This is a genomic window from Marinobacter sp. bablab_jr008 (assembly GCF_016464145.1).
GTDB lineage: Bacteria > Pseudomonadota > Gammaproteobacteria > Pseudomonadales > Oleiphilaceae > Marinobacter > Marinobacter nauticus.
The window spans coordinates 16,536-34,122 of sequence record NZ_JACDWW010000042.1 but is presented as its reverse complement, the minus strand read 5'-3'; the positions used below and the strand labels follow the sequence as shown (position 1 = coordinate 34,122).

Genomic DNA, 17,587 nt, shown 5'->3' with positions numbered 1-17,587 from the left:
GAGCATGAATCCGGAACAGGAAATACTCGATGGATTGAAGCTGGCGGCAGGTTCAGGTGCCGTCATAGGATTGATTGCGTTGGGAGTGATACTGGTTTCGATGGTCGGAGCTAGCTGATCCGCTCTTTCCGATAGATCCCACATGTTCCGCAATAGCCGCCTCCGGGCAATAAATATTTGAGGCAGCACCCTTTGCGCTGAGGGATGGCACACCACTGTTGGCTGAATTCTGCCGGAATCCAGTCAATGTATCGGTTGGCCTCGCATTTGAACTGCGCCAGCCAGCTACCGGCCTGTTTACACAACTCTGCCGGATTAACCCGGTTCCACACCACCGAATAGGGCGCACCCAACGCCAGCCCGACACTGCTCCAGTAGGCCCCTGGACTAACCCCGAAATGCTGCCGGAACACACCGTACCAGTCTTGCATCTGCTCACTGAGAATTCTTATGAACGCCTCAGGCTCCAGGATCTCCTGTTCACTGGCCGCATATTGCCAGCGAGACGGGTCCGCTGGTGTTGATGTTGTCGGGCACAGGAAAACCCGCCGGGGATCGAGTGCAGCACTGCTGCCATCCCTGAACAGCCGGATCACCAATGGTCCGATAATCTGAAGTGCCAGGCTCTGGTGCAGGACAGAAAGCCGCGCCTTGCGGAGTCGCGGATGATCGGCATCCTGATAGTCCTTGAGGACCTGTTGTTGCAGAAGGTCTGGATTTGCCAGTAGCTGGGCCAGGGAGAACAACGCGGGTTGTTCGCGGTTGGCGGGTGTCAGTGCGCTGTCCATCAGAGTGGTAGCGTCAAGGCCGTGGCGGGCCAACAGATTGTGGTAATCCGTCAGCCATTGCGTTGCTGTCTCAGCCGCGACCATGACGGCTTAGCCCCCACAGGAAGTACAAGCCGCCGACCAGGGCGGCCAGCAGCCCCGCGGGTAGCTGATTGGGATACACCAGAACCCGGGCCAGGTAGTCGGCCAGTGAAAGCAGTAGGCCCCCTGCCAGGGCTGCGACCAGCATTTGCCGGCCCACGGTCTGTTGTCCCAGTACCCGGGCCAGGTGCGGGGCGATCAACCCGACGAAGCTTAATGGCCCGATCACTACAGTCGACGCCGCGGTCAGCACGGCAGCCAGCACCAGTAGAAGAAGTCGCGCCCGTGGCACCCGCAGTCCCAGGGCAGAGGCGGATGTTTCGCCCAGAGGCAGCAGTGTGAGCGGTCGCAGGGCAAGCAAGAGCAAGGTCGAAAGGCCTACCACCAGTGCCAGTAAACCGATGGCTTCGGATTCCGAGATCAGCCAGGTGGAGCCGTACATCCAGTTCAGCAGGCGTGCTGCAACGGTGCCGCCAGAGGCCATCACCAGTCTCAGGCCGGCATCCATGAAAACGTACAGTGCCAGGCCGCCAAGCAACAGCTGGTTGCCCGCAAACTGGTGCTTGCGGGCCAGCAACAGTAACAGGCCCAGAGCGCCGGCGGCACCCGCCGTGGCCGCCGCCAGTTGGCCAAGCCGGCCAATCTCAAGCCCTGTCAGGACCATAACCACCATCACCAACGCTGCACCGCCGCTGATGCCCAGCAGCTCCGGGCTGCCCATGGGGTTGCCGGTCATCCGCTGAATCAGGGTGCCGGCCATACCCAGAGCCATGCCCGCAAGGATAGCAGCCATCAATCTTGGGCCTCGCCATACCCAGGCGTCTGTCCACTGCGCCAACGGGGTCCGGTTCCAACCTTCAAGACCCGGAGACCAACTCATGGAAAGAATGATCGTCAGGGCTAACAGAGAGCACAGAGTTCCGGCAACCAACAGCGGGCTTCGGCGGCGCGGCAGAAAGCCCGCAGGTCCGTTGCCCTGGTCAGGCATATGGTGAGTGTTTCGGAACCCCTGAAGCGCCAGAAGGATAACCGGGCCGCCAATGAGAGCGGTGGTGGTACCGGTCGGCACCAGCGAGCCGCCATCCCAGGCAGTCGCCCATTGGGCCAGAGTATCCGCCAGTAACAGCAGGCCGCCACCAGCCAGTGTGCTCCAGAACAGCCGTTCGGTCAGTGTTCTGGCGCCCAGCAGTCTTGCCAATACTGGTGCTGCCAGGCCAACAAATGCGACAAGACCAACCCGGCTCACCACCACGGAGCTCATAAGCACCACCAGGAAAAGTGCAGCGGCGCGAAGTAACGACACCTTTGCTCCCAGCGAATCTGCTGAGGCCTGACCAAGCTGAAGCAGCTGTAGCGGGCGCATCAGGGCCAGCATGAGCGCGGCAATAACCAGCACCCGGGGAAGCAGATCAAAGAATGGGGTCCAGTTGTTCTGTACCAGAGATCCCGCGCCCCAGATAAACAGATTACCGAGCCACTCACCTTTCAGAAGCAGGAAGGCCATGTTGATGGCGCCGAGAAAAAAGGTAACCACCAGCCCGGCCAGAATCACGGTCACAGGTGAGAAGCCAAGCCGCCATGTGAGCACTATTACCAGGCCGATGGCGAGCAAGCCACCGGCTACTGCGGCAAGATCAGGGCTGAAAGCCAGCAAACCTGGTGCAAACAGGGTGGCAAAGGTAACACCGAACTGTCCTCCGGCTTCGACCCCCAGGGTTGTGGGTGAGGCCAATGGGTTGCCAAGTACCTGTTGGGTAACAGCTCCTGCCAATCCCAGTGCGCAGCCAATCAGTATCGCGATGGAGACCCTCGGTGCCCAGCTGAAGTGGGCCAGAACGGAGGCGTACTGATTGCCATCAAAGGTCCAGAATGCGGCGAGAAGCTGTGAAAAGTGCAGTTGGTCGAACCAGGGTAAGGCACTGGCGCTGAATGCGGTAAGCCAGAGTAACGCGACCGCAATCGGGAGCCTGGCGGGAATCTCCGGGCGACTGGCGGTGTGCAGAGCGGATTCAGCGGCGGACATTGTCACTGCCCCCTTCAATCAGAGCGTTGGTCAGGGCAATGGCCAGGCGCTTCACCGGATAAACCCCACCAAAAGGCCAGGCAGCGGGAATCCGGTAGATCTCGTCGTTCTGTACCGGTGGCAGGTAGGTCCAGAAAGGACTGTTAGCCAGACTGTCAGCCAGGCCCGGAACCAGTGGCTCTATCACCACGATGCGGCTGTTTCGTGCATCTGCCACAGATTCAAGGCCTATGGCTGAAAACCCCCAGTAGTTGCCTGGATCTGACCAGGCATTGGTAAGCCCAAGGTTATCCAGGGCAGTCTGGAACAGACCGTTGGGGGCATAGATGCGGACATGGCGGTCATCCATAAAGTTCACCAGGGCAACCGGCTTGTCGGTGATGCCGGCTTGCTCCAGTCGTTTCCGCTGTTGGTTCAGGGTTTGTTCGATATCGGCCAGTACCCATTCGGCCCGGTCGATCCGGCCGGTGATTTCGCCCAGGGTTATCAGCATTTCCCGGGCCCTGTCGAATGGACGGGCGTCTTTTTTATACACGCTGATGACGTAGGTGGGCGCAATTCGCTCCAACAGTTCCGCCGCGGGAGCCATTTCGGTGCTGGTGACGATCAGGTCGGGTTTCAGTTCTGCAATTGCCTCCAGGCTGGGCGCGACCCTGGTGCCGACATTGGCGACGCCGTCAGGCAGTTCCGGCTCCTGAACCCACGTGTGGTAGCCAGCCTTGTCAGCCACGCCAACGGGGGTGATACCCAGTAATAGCAGTGTCTCGGTGGCGGCCCAGTTCAGTGCGATAATGCGTTCAGGGGGCTCTTCCAGGGTTAGTGTGCCGCCTTCGTGTTGCCAGGTCTGAGCCGTTCCCGCAATCGGCAGCAGAAGAAGCAGGGCGCCAAGCATCATGGCGTTCGAGTTAATGGACATAGGAAACCCATTGCCCCGGTGCCCGCTCCATCACGCCCATGGGAACGCTGTAGATGGACTCCAGAATCTGGCTGTCCATGATCTCCGCCGGCGTGCCATCGGCCACCACCTGGCCCGCTTTCAGGGCCACTAATCGGTCGCAGAAGCGGGAAGCCAGATCGACATCGTGCAGTACCACAATCACGGTCAATTCGCGCTGGCTGGCAAGTCGCTGCACAAGGCGCAACGTTTCCACCTGATGCTTTACATCCAGGGCGGAGATGGGTTCATCCAGCAGCAGGCAGCGTGTTTGCTGGGCCAGCAACATGGCAATCCAGGCGCGTTGGCGCTCGCCACCGGAGAGGGTATCGACAGAGCGGTGTTGAAAAGGTTTGAGGTCTGTGTCGGCAATCGCCTGATCAATCAGCGCGTAATCCGCATCGCTGTAGCGGCCAAGCGGGCCTCGCCAGGGGTAGCGGCCCAGCGCGATCAGTTCCCGGACGGTCAGGCCATCGGTGCCCGGCGGGTGCTGGGGCAGGTAGCCGACAATCCGGGCGAAAGCACGGGCCCCCAGCCTTTTGGCAACTTCACCTTCAAGCAGGACCTCACCGGCACTGGCTGGAATCTGCCTGGCTAGTGTCTTTAACAAAGTGGATTTGCCCGAGCCATTGTGGCCAAGTAGGGCGGTCACCTGGCCTTCGTTAAAGGCCAGGTTAATGTTATGAAGGATAGCCGTGCTACCAATGTGAACGGCGAGATCGCGGACATCAAAAAACGCGGACATTCAGATTCCCCTGTTTCTGTGGCTGGCAGGATAATCTAAATGCGAATACCTATCAATAATAAGTGGTAAACAGAATTACCTTGTCACGCCTGACCTGTTTGCACGCGCCACTGCGCGGCGTAGGCTCCGTTATTGCGTATCAGGCTGTCGTGATCGCCTTCCTCAACAATCCGGCCATTCTCGACCACGGCAATGGTGTCCGCATCCACAATGGTGGAAAGCCGGTGGGCAATCATAATGACGGTGCGGTTATGACCAATGCGCTTGAGTGAGCGCTGAATGGCGGCTTCGGTTTCGTTATCCACGGCGCTGGTTGCTTCGTCCAGAACCAGAATGGGTGGATTCTTCAGCAGCGCCCGGGCCAGGGACAGCCTTTGACGCTGGCCGCCGGACAGGCGAATGCCTCGTTCACCAACAGGAGTGTCCAGGCCTTCCGGTAGCGCCTCAATAAAGGACCAGGCCTCGGCAGTACGAGCGGCATCAATGATCTCTTCTTCGCTGGCATCGGGTTTGCCATAGGCAAGGTTGTCGCGGATGCTGCCCTCAAACAGGTAGACATCCTGGCTGACCAGGCCAATGGCATCGCGCAGGGACTTCAGGCTCACCCCACGAATGGGCTGGCCGTCAATCCGGATGTCTCCATGGGAGGGGTCGTAGAACCGCAATAACAGCTTGATCAATGTGGACTTGCCGGAGCCGGTCGCCCCCACCAACGCGAGGGTATTGCCTGCTGGAACGCTCAGGGTAATGTCCTGTATGCCTGCGCCGCTGCCGGCGTAACGGAAGCTCACCTGGTTGAATGAGACCTTTCCGCGAACGGGTTGTTCCAGGGACTTGCCGGCATCATCCCGGACGTTTACCGGTTCGGCGAGCAGATCGAGAATCCGTCGGGTACTGGCCATGGCCCGTTCAAACAGATCAATCACTTCCGCCAGGCCGGTCAGGGGCCAGAGCAGTCGCTGGGTGAGGAACACCAGCACCCCGTAAGCGCCCACGTTCAGGCTGCCTTCCAGCGCCATCATACCGCCAACGGTAAAGGTGGCCAGGAAGCCGGCCAGAATGGCCATTCGAATGACCGGAATGAATGCGGAGCTGATACGAATGGCGCGGCGGTTAGCATCAACATAAGCTTCGCTCGCGTCCTTCAGGCGTTTTGCTTCCCGCTGTTCGGCGGTGAAGCTCTTGATCGTGGCGATACCACCCAGATTGTTGGCCAGGCGGCTGGACAGGTCGCCTACTTTCTCCCTTACGTCTGCGTACAGCGGGCCGGCTTTGCGCTGGAAATAGAAGGCACCCCAGATGATCAGGGGAATCGGTGTGAACGCCAACAGGGCAATCAGTGGCGACAGCACAAAGAATACGGCACCCACAGCCACTACGGTAACCGCTACCTGAATCATGGCATTGGCGCCGCCATCCAGGAAACGCTCCAGCTGGTTTACATCGTCGTTCATGGTGGCTACCAATTGTCCGGAGCTGTTGGCCTCAAAGAAGCTCATGTCCAGACGCTGGGCGTGTTCGTAAGCGTCTTGTCGGAGATCGGACTGCAGTCGCTGAGCCAGGTTGCGCCAGAGAATCTGGAACAGGTACTCAAACAGCGACTCGCCAGCCCAGATGAAGAAAGTGAGCACCGCCAGGATGGTGATCTGTTCCTGCGCAGTCTCAAAGCCCAGGCCGGCAACGAAGCTCTCTTCCTGGTTCACCACCACATCGATGGCGACGCCGATCAGTATTTCCGGGGCAATGTCGAAGAGCTTGTTGATGATGGAGCAGGTGGTGGCGGCGATGATCTGGCGCCGGTAACCACGCGCGTATCGAAGCAGGCGGCCGAGAGCGGCAAAGCTGCTGGTGTGCTGGGCGCGTGTGGTCATGTTCCGCTTCCTTCTGCTGTCTGGTTGTCAGAGGCGGGAAGGGTAGCGGATTCTTCCATTTATTAAAACAGAATCATTTTCACTTGCGGGCGTTTCTTTGCAACCACCGATCCAGCTGGTCGGCAAACTCTTTTCGATCTCCCTGGCTGAATGGGGCCGGCCCGCCGGTTACCTGGCCGGCGTTACGCATTTCTTCCATGAAGTTACGCATGGCAAGGCGCTGGCGGATGTTTTCTTTGGTGAAGGCCTGTCCCCGGGGGTTGAATACGTCTGCGCCTTTTTCGATGGCTTCGGCGGCCAGGGGAATGTCCTGGGTAATCACCAGATCGCCTTTGCTCATCTGGTCCATGATTTCGTTGTCTGCAACGTCGAAGCCATGGGGGACTTGTCGGCGGCTGATGTGTGGGCTTGGTGGCAGACTGATGGCGTGGTTGGCGATGAAGGTGGTCTGGATTTGCCAGCGGGTGGCGGCACGGCAGAGAATTTCCCGGATGGGAACGGGGCAGGCATCGGCGTCGACCCAGATTGGCATTTCGGTTTTCCTTCGTTGGTTTGGCTGGTGGTCAGTTTAACCTTTCATGGGGTGAGCCTGTTAGTTTGGTTCCGCGTATTGGCTATTAGGCGGTAAGACATTGGGTGCCTGTGTCATTGGGGGCTACTTTCCAAAAACCGCTACGAGCACATCCATGTGCGCTTCTCTCAGGCCATCCATGGCCTTCGAAATTTTTGGAAAGTAGCCCCCAATGACACAGATCTGGCACTGGTGATACCGCCGCGATATGCGCGCTAACGGAGTCTTTGAGGAATCATTATGAAAGCGTTTGTGTTTTGTTTGATGGCTATCGGCGCTTTTGGGTTTTCTCAAACCCATGCCTCAGAAAAGGACGCCTGGGTTGCCCTTAGAGAGGGGAGAGCCGTTTTGATGCTGCGTCATGCCCTGGCTCCAGGCACCGGTGATCCAGTCGGGTTTGTTCTTGGAGATTGTGGTACCCAGAGGAACCTGAACGACACGGGGCGTGAGCAGGCCCGGGCGTGGAAAGCGTTTCTGGCAGAACATGGAATTGCTGAGGCGAGGTTGTTTTCCAGCCAGTGGTGTCGATGTCTTGAGACCGCCCAGGAAATGAATATGGGGCCAGTGACTGAGTGGCCGGCTCTGAATTCATTTTTTCGCAACCGGGGCGATGGCCCGCAACAGACCCGTGAAACCATCAACTTGGTGAATGCCCTTGGGCCCGGCATGCCGGTGGTGATGGTCTCACACCAGGTGAATTTGACGGCGTTGACGGGCATTTTTCCGGCTTCGAATGAAGGGGTGATTCTGGCGTTGCCGTTGTCGGAGAACCCGGACATTCTGGCGAGGGTGGCGCCGGGGCAATAGTGGTATAATCCTGTGCTCATTCAGTTAACAGGAAATGATAATGTCTCAGTTGCCCCCTTGCCCCAAGTGCAGTTCTGAATACACCTACGAAGATGGCGTTCAGCTGGTGTGCCCGGAGTGCGGCCATGAATGGACGGAGGCCGAGCAGGCAGCGGCTGAAGCAGGCAAGGTGGTTCGTGATGCCAATGGCAATGAGCTGCAGGATGGCGATACCGTCACCGTAATCAAGGATCTGAAGGTGAAGGGTTCCAGCCTGGTGGTGAAGGTGGGAACCAAGGTCAAGAACATCCGCCTGGTGGATGGCGATCACGACATTGATTGCAAGATTGATGGTGTGGGGGCCATGAAGCTCAAGTCGGAGTTTGTTAAGAAGGCCTGAGGCTGATTCGGCACCGGGGAGTCCGGTGCCGTCTGCTGTGATTGATTAACTGGCAGCCAGCACTTGTTGTTCCAGTTCTTTGGCCAGATTGGGTTCTATCTGCAGGGCACCGGCCAGCTGTTCCAGCCAGGCACGCTCCATCGGGTTCTGTTCGTCAATCATCACCGCGCTGACGACATAGATTTCCCGGGCGGCCTGGGGCGAATCGGCGTTGTGTGCCAGAGCACTGGCATCCAGTGGCGCGTCGAATTGTTGCTGGATCCAGGCCTGGAGTTCGTCGTCCGGGCCCAGTCGCTCGATTTCCTGAGTCAGTAGTTGCCTTTCATTGGCATCGATATGGCCATCGGCACGGGCGGCCATAATCATGGCCTGGAGAATTTCCAGCCCACGACGCTCCTGGTCGGCTCCCTGCAACTGCTCAAGGGGTTGGCCCTGTTGCACCGGGGCGGGCTGTGCCTGGCCCTGGTTGTTGCTCTGGTAGTTCTGATAGGCCTTCCATGCCAGTACGCCGACGCCGGCCAGGGCGCCATACTTCAGTGCCTTGCCGCCCATTTTCCGGCCGCGCTTGGAGCCCAGCATGAGCCCCAGTGCTCCGCCGCCCAGAAGACTTTTTACGTCAATGCCACTGCTGCCTTTACCTCCGGACAGCTGGTTACCAAGGTTGCCCATCATCTGGTTTACGTTCATTCCACCCTGGCTGCTCTGGCGGGACTGACCGCCCTGGGCCTGGTTCATGATCTGGTTCAGCACGGACATTACGTTCATTGTCTGGCTCCTTTTCCGCCTGGTTGCCGTTGGCTTTGATTTTGATTCTAGCCTCATTAAACCCTATCCGGCATGAACGCCAGATGAACAGATTGTCTGGATAACGACAGCAAAGTTCCTTTTGGCATCATCTTTTTTGGTAAGGTTGGGTCAAAACAGGGTGCGTATTTGCAGCGTCACCCTATAATCATGGTTAGCGAAATTAACCCATTCACCGGGACAAATGGACTGACTACTTGGCGGCTCTGAAACGCAATATCTGGGCTCTGTTTTTTCTGATTGTTACCGTCGGCTTTGTGTTGCTGGCCGTGGCTTTGCATCAGCGTTGGCAGGCTCTGCTTTCTGATGAGACTTCCTATCAGTTGTCTCGAGCAGAGCTGATTTCCCAGTCTGTTCACAGCTTGCTGCGCACTCAGGAGTTGGTGCTGGATGTGGTTGGGCGCGAGCTGGTGAATAATGGCAAACCGCTTTCAGATCAGCAGAAAATTCCCCTGCTTGACAGCATTATGTCGGTTAATCCTGCACTGGCAGGATTCGGGCTTGCCCGGCCGGATGGAATTTTTGTCCGCATGAGTACCAACATCGATCCCGCCGGACTTCCAAATCTCCTTGAGGACCCTGTCACTGGGGCTGATTTCCAGCGTACGCTCGAATCTGACACTATGGTGGTGGGCCGGACCTATTATCTGGAGGCCGTGTCGGAGTGGATTATTCCCATTCGCAAAGCACTCAGATCGGAGCAGGGTGAAGTGATTGCGGTCATGACGGCGGGGCTTGAACTGGGCGTTGACGGCTCTGTTCTTGGCCGTAACCTGCATAATGGCGAAGACGACAGCGTGATCCTCTTTCGGGAAACCGATGGCTATGTTCAGTTGATGTCCCGGGAGGGGGTGGGCCCTGAACAGTTCTCTTCCATTCAGGTAAACCAGGAGCAGTTGGCCAGCCAGCGCCGGGAGTTTGAGGCGAAGGCCGGGCGCACCATAAAAGACATTATGGCTAGCCGGGAGGCCGCTGTTTTCACTATGACGCGGGGAGGTGTTGACTACCTGACGGCATCTATCTATGACCCACGCTACCATCTCTGGACGGTTTCAGAGACCCGCTTTACCCCTTTGTATCGGGAATACATAGCGACATTGGTGGCCTTCATTCTTGGTTTCGCCGCTGGTGTCTGGCTGCTGTTTATCCTCTTCCGCATTATTGACCGGGCTGAACGGGAACGGCGCGAAGAATTGCTCCATCAGGCCCGCCACGATGATCTCACAGGCCTGCTCAATCGAGCTGGCCTGTTGGACCGTTTGGAACATCGATTAACGCGGGCGAGGCCGTTCAGTCTTGTGGTAATCAACATTGACAACTTCAGCGGTATCAATGACCGCTTTGGGCTGGAATATGGGGATCACACGCTGGTGGAATTCGGTCGAAGGCTCGAGCGACTGGCGGAAGAACACGATGACCTGGCGCGGTTGGGCAGCGACGAATTCGCCATTGTCACCCCAAATACCGAGGTTGCTCCGCTTACGCGAGCCTGTACCAGCGTGGTGGAAGACCTGGCCGAGATTTTTGAGGTAGGTAGGCTTCGGCTGCAAGTGGGTGCCAGCGTGGGTATCGCTCGCTTTCCGGATGATGGTGATTCCCTCAGCAAGCTGATTCGTAGTGCCCACCTGGCGTTGTATGAGGCCAAACAAAGCCGGAATGCCGTCTGCGTCTACAAGGCAGAAATGGAAACCGCTTATCTACGGCGGCTGAACGTGGAACAGAGGCTGCGCTATGGCCTGGCCTCTCATGCTCTCTATATGGTGTACCAACCGCAGGTGAACGATGCAGGCGAAACCATTGGTCTGGAGGCTTTGGTGCGCTGGCAGGATGAAGAGTTGGGATTCGTTTCGCCGGCAGAATTCGTGGATGTGGCCGAGAAAAGCGGCCTGATGATTCCTCTGGGTAACTTCGTGTTGGACACCAGCCTGAGGGAATTCCGGCAATTGATAGGCAAGGTGAAACAGCCGCTGGATCTGGCCATCAACATCTCGGTGATTCAGTTCTGCCAGCCAGGCTTCGTGGATACCGTACTCAACGCCCTGAAAACCCACGATGTCTCGCCGTCCTCTCTGGTTCTGGAGATTACCGAAACGCTGTTCATGGGCAATTTCGGTCAGGTGCTGCAAACCATCTGCGACCTGAGAAGCCAAGGTATACGCCTGGCCATGGATGATTTCGGAACCGGCTATTCTTCCCTCAGCCTGCTGCGCCAGTTACCTCTGGATGAGCTTAAAATCGACAAAAGCTTTGTGGACGGTATTGTTGAAGATGAAAAGGCCGCCAATATGGTGCGCAGCATCGTCGCCATCGCCCGCAGCCACAACATGAGTCTGATCGCTGAGGGTGTAGAAGAGCAGGCTCAGGCCCAGGCCTTGATCAAAATGGGCTGCCTGCGCTTCCAGGGTTACTGTTTCAGCCGGCCGGTGGCCATGGCAGACATTCGCCAGATGCTCACTGACACGGCGAACACGGACAATACCCCTGCGACCATTCGTCGCTCCTGATGGCTTTGAAGTGGTCGCAGCCGGCCGCTACAGTAGTGATATTTGTCAGAAAACAAGGAACGCCGAATGAAACAACCCCTGATTGCTCTGGCATTGGGCGCAGCCCTGTTCGCCCCGGCCGCATTTGCTGCCGATCACGCACACGGTAACGACCACAAGAGCCATCCGATACAGATCAATCACCCCTGGAGTCGGCCAACACCGCCGGGTACGCCCATGGGTGTGGGCTATATGGCGATCACCAACCACAGTGAACAGGCCATCACCCTGGTGGGCGCAGAAACCCCTAGAGCCGGCAACGTTTCGATTCACGAAACTTCCATGCATGAGGGTGTCATGCGTATGCAGCCGGTAGATGGTGGTCTTCTGATACCCGCCGGCAAAACCGTGGAGTTAAAACCTCACAGTTATCACCTGATGCTTGAAAGGCTGCCTGAGCCCCTGGTTGAGGGCGAGAAAGTTCCGGTAAGACTGGATTTTGATGGTGCCGAAGACCTGAATATTGAACTGATGGTGCGCCCCCTTGACGGTGCCCCGGCGATGAACGACCACGCCGGCATGAAGCACTAACCACTATTCTTCTCAGCGAAATCCGGTAACGCTCAACGCTTTACGCAGACAAACAGTGCGTTTCCGGATTCGCCATCCCAGGGCAAGATGCGTTCGTAGTCGTGCTCGAAGATGGTCACGTCAAACCAGGGCTGCAACAGGGTGGCCAGCTCCCGAAAGCTCAGTGCTACCATGGGGTGCTCATCCTGCCAGGATTCACTGATGCCGTTGGTGGTGCGATCAATACTCAGCCGGAGCGACTGCCGTTCACCACCGCCAACGTAATGCCAGCCAGACCTAAAGGTAAACTCACTGCCATCGTGCCGGGCGGAGTGACAGACATACAGATTGTTGTTGATTCGGGTCTTGTCTACGGCATTGAAACAGAACAATCCGTTGGCTGATAACGCCCGGTAGGCGCTTTCGATACAGCCCTGGAGCTTTTCGATACCATCGCTGTAATGAATGGAGTACAGGAAGCAGGTAATCAGATCAAATGGATTATCAAACCTGAATTCGCACATATCCTTAACACTGAAGACGGCTTCCGGGCAACGCTGTTGGGCTACATCCAGCATGGGCTGATTAATATCCAGCCCTTCGCACTGGTAACCAAGGTTCAGGAAATGCCGGATGTGCGGCCCGGTACCACAAGCCAGATCCAGATGACGCTTGCCGCCATTGCCGAATAGCTGATGTAACCGCTGTACCCCAAGACTCTGGGCAGGGTAATCGATATCGGCACACATCAGATCGTAGTAGCCCGACAAGTCGGTATATAAGGCATTGATGGACAAGGGAAAGCCTCTGCAGAGTCAACTGGATCACCTCTGGCGAACAGCAGCTGCAGACGGGCCTGGCGCAGCGGGCGGGCGTTTTGAGGGTGGCGTATGGTAGCGAAAAGATGCGGGAGCGGGTAGCCACCCTCGTAGATGTACTACACGGGCTTGTCTGAGTGCCCCAGTGAGTGCTCCGGGGCAATCTGATCCCGCACCAGCTGTTTCAGTTGCTTGATATCGGGGAAGCCCCCTTGCTCCTTGCGGGACCAGATTCGGGTATCGTTTACCCAGACTTCAAAGATGCCGCCGGAGCCGGGTTTCAAGGTGAGCTCGTCGACCATGCCGTCGAAGGTGGTCAGCAGTTCCTGCGCCATCCAGGCGGATCTCAGCATCCAGTTACAGCCGGTGCAGTAATGGAGAGTAATGCGCGTTGCCATACGGTAATGCTTCCTGCATGAAGAAATCGATCAGCCATGCTATCAAATGAAGGGGACAGTTTCTTTCTCCAGAGGGAATAGTATGGCGTATTGGCTGGTGGATAGCCCTGGTTCCGGTGATGGCTGCCGGGATGCGGATTTCTGGTTGCCGCATCTGCGCGAGCAGGGCATCGAGAACGTAACCGAATGCAGGCTGGATGAATCTGAACAGTGGCTGCGCCTGGTGACTGGCAACGACGTATTGTTGGCCGCGGGTGGGGATGGCACTGTGAACGGTGTGGCCGGACTTTGCCTGCGCACCGGCGCGACTCTCGCAGTTCTGCCTTCGGGAACCGCTAACGATTTTGCACGCAACCTGGGTATTCCGTCTGAACCGGCAGAGGTGGCCCGTCTGGTGGCGGACGGTAGCACCGAGATGATTGATGTGGCGGAGTTTGATGACCGCATCTATCTCAACGTGGCCCACATTGGCCTGGGCACTTTGCCTTCACGGCAGGCTAGTTCACCCACCAAAAAGTTTTTTGGAAAGTTCAGTTACATTGCCACGCTGTTCCGACAACTGGGCGCCCAGCGGGGGTTCTACGCCCATATCCGTACTGATCGTTCTAATCTGGGTGGTCGCTGGCTATCAATCGCGGTTGCTACGGGGGCCTATTTCGGTGGCGGCCATGAAATACCTGAGGCCTCTGCGAACGATGGTTTGCTGGATGTCATTGCCGTTAAACCGCGCCCGTTGCCGCAGCTGTTACTTGCATTTTTGATGGTGCGCCTGAACCGCAAGACGCCGCGCCGGACCAGCACCGTCATCCAGATCAAGGGCAAGTGGTGCCACGTAGAAACCACCCGCGCCAAGACGGTAACGGTGGATGGCGACGTGGCCGGTAAAACGCCCTTTCGGGCAACCTGCCGGCCGGGCGCAATCCGGGTGATTGGCAAGAAAGTGGTGCACACCGGCGAGCGGGCGCCCGCCGGTTAGGCTGACAGCCCAGCTTTGCGGGCCCGGGCCGCGTGCAGCTTTTTGTAGCTCTCGATCATCTTCAGGTGCCGGTCCAGGCCGCGCAGGTCCATGCCGGTTTCTTCCAGGCCGTAGAAACGCACCGAGCCGTTGATGGAGCCGACGACGGCATCCATTACCTCGTCACCAAACATCCGGCGGAAGTTGTACAGGTAGTCTTCCAACTTCAGTTCTTCGTTCAGCGTAGCTTCCAGGGCTGCGTTCATGGCCTGGTAGAACAGGCCGCGCTCAACGGTGTTGTCGTTGAACTGCAGGAACATGTCCACCAGTTCTTGGGCTTCTTCCAGTTCGCCCAGGGCCAGGTAGATCAGCAGTTTCAGTTCCAGAATGGTGAGCTGGCCCCACACGGTGTTTTCATCGAATTCGATGCCGGTGAGGGTGACGATGGTCATGTACACGTCCAGCTCGGCCTCTTCCAGGCGCTGCACCAGGTCGGCCAGCTCGCCTTCATTCAAACGGTGCAGGTTGAGGATGTCTTCGCGGAATTCCAGCGCCATGTTGGTGTTGTCCCACACCAGGTCTTCTACCGGATACACCTCGGAATAGCCCGGCACCAGGATTCGGCAGACCGGAGCGCCGAGATCTTCGAACACCGCCATGTAGCATTCCTTGCCCATGTCCGCGAGGATGCCGAACAGGGTGTCGGCTTCTTCTTCGTTGCTGCCGGAGAAATCCCATTCCACGAAATCGTAGTCGGATTTGGCGCTGAAGAACCGCCAGGACACCACGCCGCTGGAATCGATAAAGTGTTCAACGTAGTTATTGGGCTCGGTCACCGCCATGGAGTTGAAGGTGGGCGCCGGCAGATCGTTCAGACCTTCAAAGCTGCGACCTTGCAGCAGCTCGGTCAGACTGCGTTCCAGGGCAACGTGGAAGCTGGGGTGAGCACCGAAGGAAGCAAACACACCGCCGGTTTTCGGGTTCATCAGGGTGACGCACATCACCGGGAACTGACCGCCCAGAGAGGCATCCTTCACCAGTACCGGAAAACCCTGTTCTTCCAGGGCCTTGATGCCCTCGACAATCCCCGGGTACTTGGCCAGCACGCTGTCCGGCACATCCGGCAGGGCGATTTCGTTCTCGATGATCTCTTTCTTGACTGCCCGCTCGAAGATCTCGGACAGGCACTGCACCTGCGCTTCCTGCAAGGTATTACCGGCGCTCATGCCGTTGCTCAGGTACAGGTTCTCGATCAGGTTGGAGGGGAAGTAAACCGTTTCTCCGTCTGACTGGCGCACATAGGGAATGCTGCAGATACCGCGCTCCGGCGTGCCGGAGTTGGTGTCATACAGGTGGGTGCCCAGCAGTTCACCATCGGGGTTGTAGATGGCCAGGCAATGGTCGTCCAGGATGCCGTCGGGCAGCTCGCCTTCCGGGCCCGGCTGGAACCATTTCTCGTTCGGGTAATGCACGAACTCGCTGTTGGCGATGTCCTGGCCGAAGTACTGGTCGTTGTAGAAAAAGTTGCAGTTCAGGCGCTCAATGAATTCACCCAGGGCCGAGCACAGGGCCGCTTCTTTAGTAGAGCCCTTGCCGTTGGTGAAGCACATGTGGGCGGCCGTATCGCGCACGTGCAGGGACCACACGTGGGGCACAATGTTGCGCCAGGAGGCAATCTCGATCTTCATGCCGAGATCCGAGAGGATGCCGGTCATGTTGGCAATGGTCTGCTCCAGGGGCAGATCCTTGCCCTCAATATAGGTGTTGCCGTCGCCCCCTGGGGCTGCGGTGAGCAGGGCCTGGGCGTCTTCGTCCAGGTTCTCCACCACTTCGATCTGGAAGTCCGGGCCGGTTTGCACCACTTTTTTCACGGTGCAGCGGTCGATCGAGCGGATGATGCCCTGGCGGTCCTTGTCGGAAATGTCTTCCGGCAGTTCCACCTGAATCTTGAAAATCTGCTTGTAGCGGTTTTCCGGGTCTACAATGTTATTTTGCGACAGCCGGATGTTGTCTGTGGGGATATCCCGGGCATTGCAGTAAACCTTCACAAAGTAGGCTGCGCACATGGCGGATGAGGCCAGGAAGTAGTCAAAGGGGCCGGGCGCCGAGCCATCGCCTTTGTAGCGGACGGGCTGGTCTGAGACGACGGTAAAATCGTCAAACTTGGCCTCAAGCCTCAGGTTGTCGAGATAATTGACTTTGATTTCCATGGGCAGCTTACCGGATTCAGAAATATGAGCAGTTTACGCGGAATAGACGAGGTGATCCCCGATGCGCGGGATGGTCTCACAAAAACGGAACGGACGATACTTTACGTCTTGAGCGAGACTCAGAAGGAGTTGGGCGGGCGTAATGTGCCGACCGTGATGCTCTATGGCCGGGTACTGGAATATGTGAATATCAGCGAGGAAGAGCTGCATCTGTACCTGGATCGTCTCGGCGTCAAGGGAGACGGCCTTGGCGGCTGATCGTCAAGGCTTGTGGGCGCGCATGTGCTCCGGGTCGATCCGGTAAAAACGGCACAGGGCAGCGTAAACGTCAGGTTGTTCACGCTTCAAGTGCTGCGGTTGTTGATAGAAGGCCTCGGTTAGCACTGCGAAAAACTCGGCCGGTTCGGTGGCGCCGTACGGGTCCAGCCAGGGTTTGTGGTGGTGTTCCAGCCGGTGTTGCAGGTGGTCCCAGGCCTCGGTCATGGTTTTCTGCCAGCGCGCCGCCTCATCGCCACTCAGTGGTGGTGCGCCGTCTGCGGTGCCATCCAGGTAGTCCAGCTGATGGGCGAATTCATGGAGAATCACATTGTGCGGGCCATGGGGATTGGTGATGGCTTGTTCACACTGGCTCCAGGCCAGAATCACCCGGCCGTGGGACCAGGCTTCTCCGGCCCGGGTTTCGTCACTGGTGCTGACCACCAGGCCATCGCTCTCGGTGTCCTGTACCCGGTAAATATCGGGATAGACCAGGATGCTTTTAACGTCATCGTATTCGTAAAACCCGCGTTCAAGCAGTAAAAGGCAAGCATGACCGGCAATGGTCACTCGCACCCGGTCATCGATTTCAAAACCGGCACATTCGTAGAATTCCTTCTCCGAGATAAAGAGTTGAATCAGATTCTCCAGCCGGGTTTTGTGGCTGTCGGAGAGCCGATTATAGAGCGGCACATTTTCCTGAAGGTGGTGCCTCCAGAGTGCAGGGAACGGTTGTTGCAGTTCGCGCCGGCGTCGCCAGTTGCGGTAGAAAAACAAATAGAACAGCGAACCACCAATGAGGGCGATGGCGATAACTGCAAAAACAAGCGGTGCGGACATTGGTGACTTCCCTGTGAATGTCCGGCCAGTCTACCGCAAGCTTCAGCGAACCACG

The 17,587-nt window shown here is 57.6% G+C and carries 17 protein-coding genes; 6 read left to right on the top strand and 11 right to left on the bottom strand.

Annotation, left to right across the window (positions count from 1 at the left end; genetic code table 11):
• Positions 1 to 110: 110 nt before the first annotated feature.
• From JIF53_RS03890 to JIF53_RS03865, 6 genes are all read right to left on the bottom strand, one after another.
• Complete coding sequence (locus tag JIF53_RS03890; protein ID WP_023007958.1) at positions 111 to 872, bottom strand: (2Fe-2S)-binding protein; 762 nt, start codon at positions 870 to 872, stop codon at positions 111 to 113.
• The gene (gene fhuB, locus JIF53_RS03885) at positions 859 to 2,892 is read right to left on the bottom strand and encodes a Fe(3+)-hydroxamate ABC transporter permease FhuB (RefSeq protein ID WP_199451876.1); all 2,034 of its coding nucleotides are present in this window, start codon (positions 2,890 to 2,892) and stop codon (positions 859 to 861) included. Before fhuB ends, JIF53_RS03890 begins: the two co-directional genes overlap by 14 nt.
• The gene (locus tag JIF53_RS03880; protein ID WP_199451875.1) at positions 2,879 to 3,808 is read right to left on the bottom strand and encodes an ABC transporter substrate-binding protein; all 930 of its coding nucleotides are present in this window, start codon (positions 3,806 to 3,808) and stop codon (positions 2,879 to 2,881) included. The genes fhuB and JIF53_RS03880 overlap by 14 nt, the downstream gene beginning before the upstream one ends.
• On the bottom strand, positions 3,798 to 4,571 hold the full coding sequence (locus JIF53_RS03875; protein ID WP_199451874.1) for an ABC transporter ATP-binding protein: 774 nt from the start codon (positions 4,569 to 4,571) through the stop codon (positions 3,798 to 3,800). Before JIF53_RS03875 ends, JIF53_RS03880 begins: the two co-directional genes overlap by 11 nt.
• Before the next feature lie 83 nt (positions 4,572 to 4,654).
• Positions 4,655 to 6,442, bottom strand: a complete 1,788-nt coding sequence (locus JIF53_RS03870; RefSeq protein WP_113879911.1) for an ABC transporter ATP-binding protein — start codon at positions 6,440 to 6,442, stop codon at positions 4,655 to 4,657.
• Positions 6,443 to 6,521: 79 nt separating this feature from the next.
• A complete protein-coding gene (locus JIF53_RS03865) occupies positions 6,522 to 6,974 on the bottom strand; it encodes a YaiI/YqxD family protein (RefSeq protein ID WP_011785656.1) in 453 nt (150 codons plus the stop codon).
• 303 nt (positions 6,975 to 7,277) lie between these two features.
• On the opposite strand from JIF53_RS03865, the gene JIF53_RS03860 reads away from it, so the two are divergent.
• Together JIF53_RS03860 and JIF53_RS03855 are read left to right on the top strand one after the other, a co-directional pair.
• Positions 7,278 to 7,820 (top strand): histidine phosphatase family protein, encoded by a 543-nt coding sequence (locus JIF53_RS03860; protein WP_228285460.1) that lies wholly within the window; start codon positions 7,278 to 7,280, stop codon positions 7,818 to 7,820.
• Between the two features lie 40 nt (positions 7,821 to 7,860).
• On the top strand, positions 7,861 to 8,199 hold the full coding sequence (locus JIF53_RS03855; protein ID WP_011785654.1) for a zinc ribbon domain-containing protein YjdM: 339 nt from the start codon (positions 7,861 to 7,863) through the stop codon (positions 8,197 to 8,199).
• Positions 8,200 to 8,244: 45 nt separating this feature from the next.
• On the opposite strand, the gene JIF53_RS03850 is transcribed toward JIF53_RS03855, so the two are convergent.
• On the bottom strand, positions 8,245 to 8,964 hold the full coding sequence (locus JIF53_RS03850; protein WP_199451872.1) for a tellurite resistance TerB family protein: 720 nt from the start codon (positions 8,962 to 8,964) through the stop codon (positions 8,245 to 8,247).
• Between the two features lie 236 nt (positions 8,965 to 9,200).
• On the opposite strand from JIF53_RS03850, the gene JIF53_RS03845 reads away from it, so the two are divergent.
• Positions 9,201 to 11,507, top strand: coding sequence for a putative bifunctional diguanylate cyclase/phosphodiesterase (locus JIF53_RS03845; RefSeq protein ID WP_199451871.1), 2,307 nt, complete (start codon positions 9,201 to 9,203; stop codon positions 11,505 to 11,507).
• A 66-nt stretch (positions 11,508 to 11,573) separates the two neighbouring features.
• A complete protein-coding gene (locus JIF53_RS03840) occupies positions 11,574 to 12,077 on the top strand; it encodes a copper chaperone PCu(A)C (protein WP_014420823.1) in 504 nt (167 codons plus the stop codon).
• Between the two features lie 32 nt (positions 12,078 to 12,109).
• On the opposite strand, the gene JIF53_RS03835 is transcribed toward JIF53_RS03840, so the two are convergent.
• Positions 12,110 to 12,853, bottom strand: a complete 744-nt coding sequence (locus JIF53_RS03835; protein WP_199451870.1) for a class I SAM-dependent DNA methyltransferase — start codon at positions 12,851 to 12,853, stop codon at positions 12,110 to 12,112.
• 140 nt (positions 12,854 to 12,993) lie between these two features.
• Positions 12,994 to 13,272, bottom strand: a complete 279-nt coding sequence (locus JIF53_RS03830; RefSeq protein ID WP_014420825.1) for a SelT/SelW/SelH family protein — start codon at positions 13,270 to 13,272, stop codon at positions 12,994 to 12,996.
• Positions 13,273 to 13,354: 82 nt separating this feature from the next.
• Between JIF53_RS03830 and JIF53_RS03825 the strand changes: the two genes are divergently transcribed.
• Positions 13,355 to 14,248, top strand: a complete 894-nt coding sequence (locus tag JIF53_RS03825; protein WP_199451869.1) for a diacylglycerol/lipid kinase family protein — start codon at positions 13,355 to 13,357, stop codon at positions 14,246 to 14,248.
• Here the strand turns inward: JIF53_RS03825 and JIF53_RS03820 are convergent.
• A complete protein-coding gene (locus JIF53_RS03820; RefSeq protein ID WP_199451868.1) occupies positions 14,245 to 16,437 on the bottom strand; it encodes an OsmC domain/YcaO domain-containing protein in 2,193 nt (730 codons plus the stop codon). The two genes, JIF53_RS03825 and JIF53_RS03820, sit on opposite strands and share 4 nt — an antisense overlap.
• A gap of 24 nt (positions 16,438 to 16,461) precedes the next feature.
• On the opposite strand from JIF53_RS03820, the gene JIF53_RS03815 reads away from it, so the two are divergent.
• A complete protein-coding gene (locus tag JIF53_RS03815) occupies positions 16,462 to 16,695 on the top strand; it encodes a hypothetical protein (protein ID WP_114433582.1) in 234 nt (77 codons plus the stop codon).
• Positions 16,696 to 16,698: 3 nt separating this feature from the next.
• Here JIF53_RS03815 and JIF53_RS03810 read toward each other — a convergent pair whose 3' ends face one another.
• Complete coding sequence (locus JIF53_RS03810) at positions 16,699 to 17,532, bottom strand: zinc-dependent peptidase (protein WP_199451867.1); 834 nt, start codon at positions 17,530 to 17,532, stop codon at positions 16,699 to 16,701.
• Positions 17,533 to 17,587 lie beyond the last annotated feature (55 nt).

What these genes read in the sequence shown, in the direction of transcription:
- JIF53_RS03865 (WP_011785656.1), bottom strand. Translation starts at nt 6,974, where the DNA reads ATGCCAATCTGGGTCGACGCCGATGCCTGCCCCGTTCCCATCCGGGAA.
- JIF53_RS03860 (WP_228285460.1), top strand. Translation starts at nt 7,278, where the DNA reads ATGGCTATCGGCGCTTTTGGGTTTTCTCAAACCCATGCCTCAGAAAAG.
- JIF53_RS03815 (WP_114433582.1), top strand. Translation starts at nt 16,462, where the DNA reads ATGAGCAGTTTACGCGGAATAGACGAGGTGATCCCCGATGCGCGGGAT.
- JIF53_RS03825 (WP_199451869.1), top strand. Translation starts at nt 13,355, where the DNA reads ATGGCGTATTGGCTGGTGGATAGCCCTGGTTCCGGTGATGGCTGCCGG.
- JIF53_RS03870 (WP_113879911.1), bottom strand. Translation starts at nt 6,442, where the DNA reads ATGACCACACGCGCCCAGCACACCAGCAGCTTTGCCGCTCTCGGCCGC.
- JIF53_RS03820 (WP_199451868.1), bottom strand. Translation starts at nt 16,437, where the DNA reads ATGGAAATCAAAGTCAATTATCTCGACAACCTGAGGCTTGAGGCCAAG.
- fhuB (WP_199451876.1), bottom strand. Translation starts at nt 2,892, where the DNA reads ATGTCCGCCGCTGAATCCGCTCTGCACACCGCCAGTCGCCCGGAGATT.
- JIF53_RS03840 (WP_014420823.1), top strand. Translation starts at nt 11,574, where the DNA reads ATGAAACAACCCCTGATTGCTCTGGCATTGGGCGCAGCCCTGTTCGCC.
- JIF53_RS03875 (WP_199451874.1), bottom strand. Translation starts at nt 4,571, where the DNA reads ATGTCCGCGTTTTTTGATGTCCGCGATCTCGCCGTTCACATTGGTAGC.
- JIF53_RS03890 (WP_023007958.1), bottom strand. Translation starts at nt 872, where the DNA reads ATGGTCGCGGCTGAGACAGCAACGCAATGGCTGACGGATTACCACAAT.
- JIF53_RS03830 (WP_014420825.1), bottom strand. Translation starts at nt 13,272, where the DNA reads ATGGCAACGCGCATTACTCTCCATTACTGCACCGGCTGTAACTGGATG.
- JIF53_RS03810 (WP_199451867.1), bottom strand. Translation starts at nt 17,532, where the DNA reads ATGTCCGCACCGCTTGTTTTTGCAGTTATCGCCATCGCCCTCATTGGT.
- JIF53_RS03850 (WP_199451872.1), bottom strand. Translation starts at nt 8,964, where the DNA reads ATGAACGTAATGTCCGTGCTGAACCAGATCATGAACCAGGCCCAGGGC.
- JIF53_RS03855 (WP_011785654.1), top strand. Translation starts at nt 7,861, where the DNA reads ATGTCTCAGTTGCCCCCTTGCCCCAAGTGCAGTTCTGAATACACCTAC.
- JIF53_RS03880 (WP_199451875.1), bottom strand. Translation starts at nt 3,808, where the DNA reads ATGTCCATTAACTCGAACGCCATGATGCTTGGCGCCCTGCTTCTTCTG.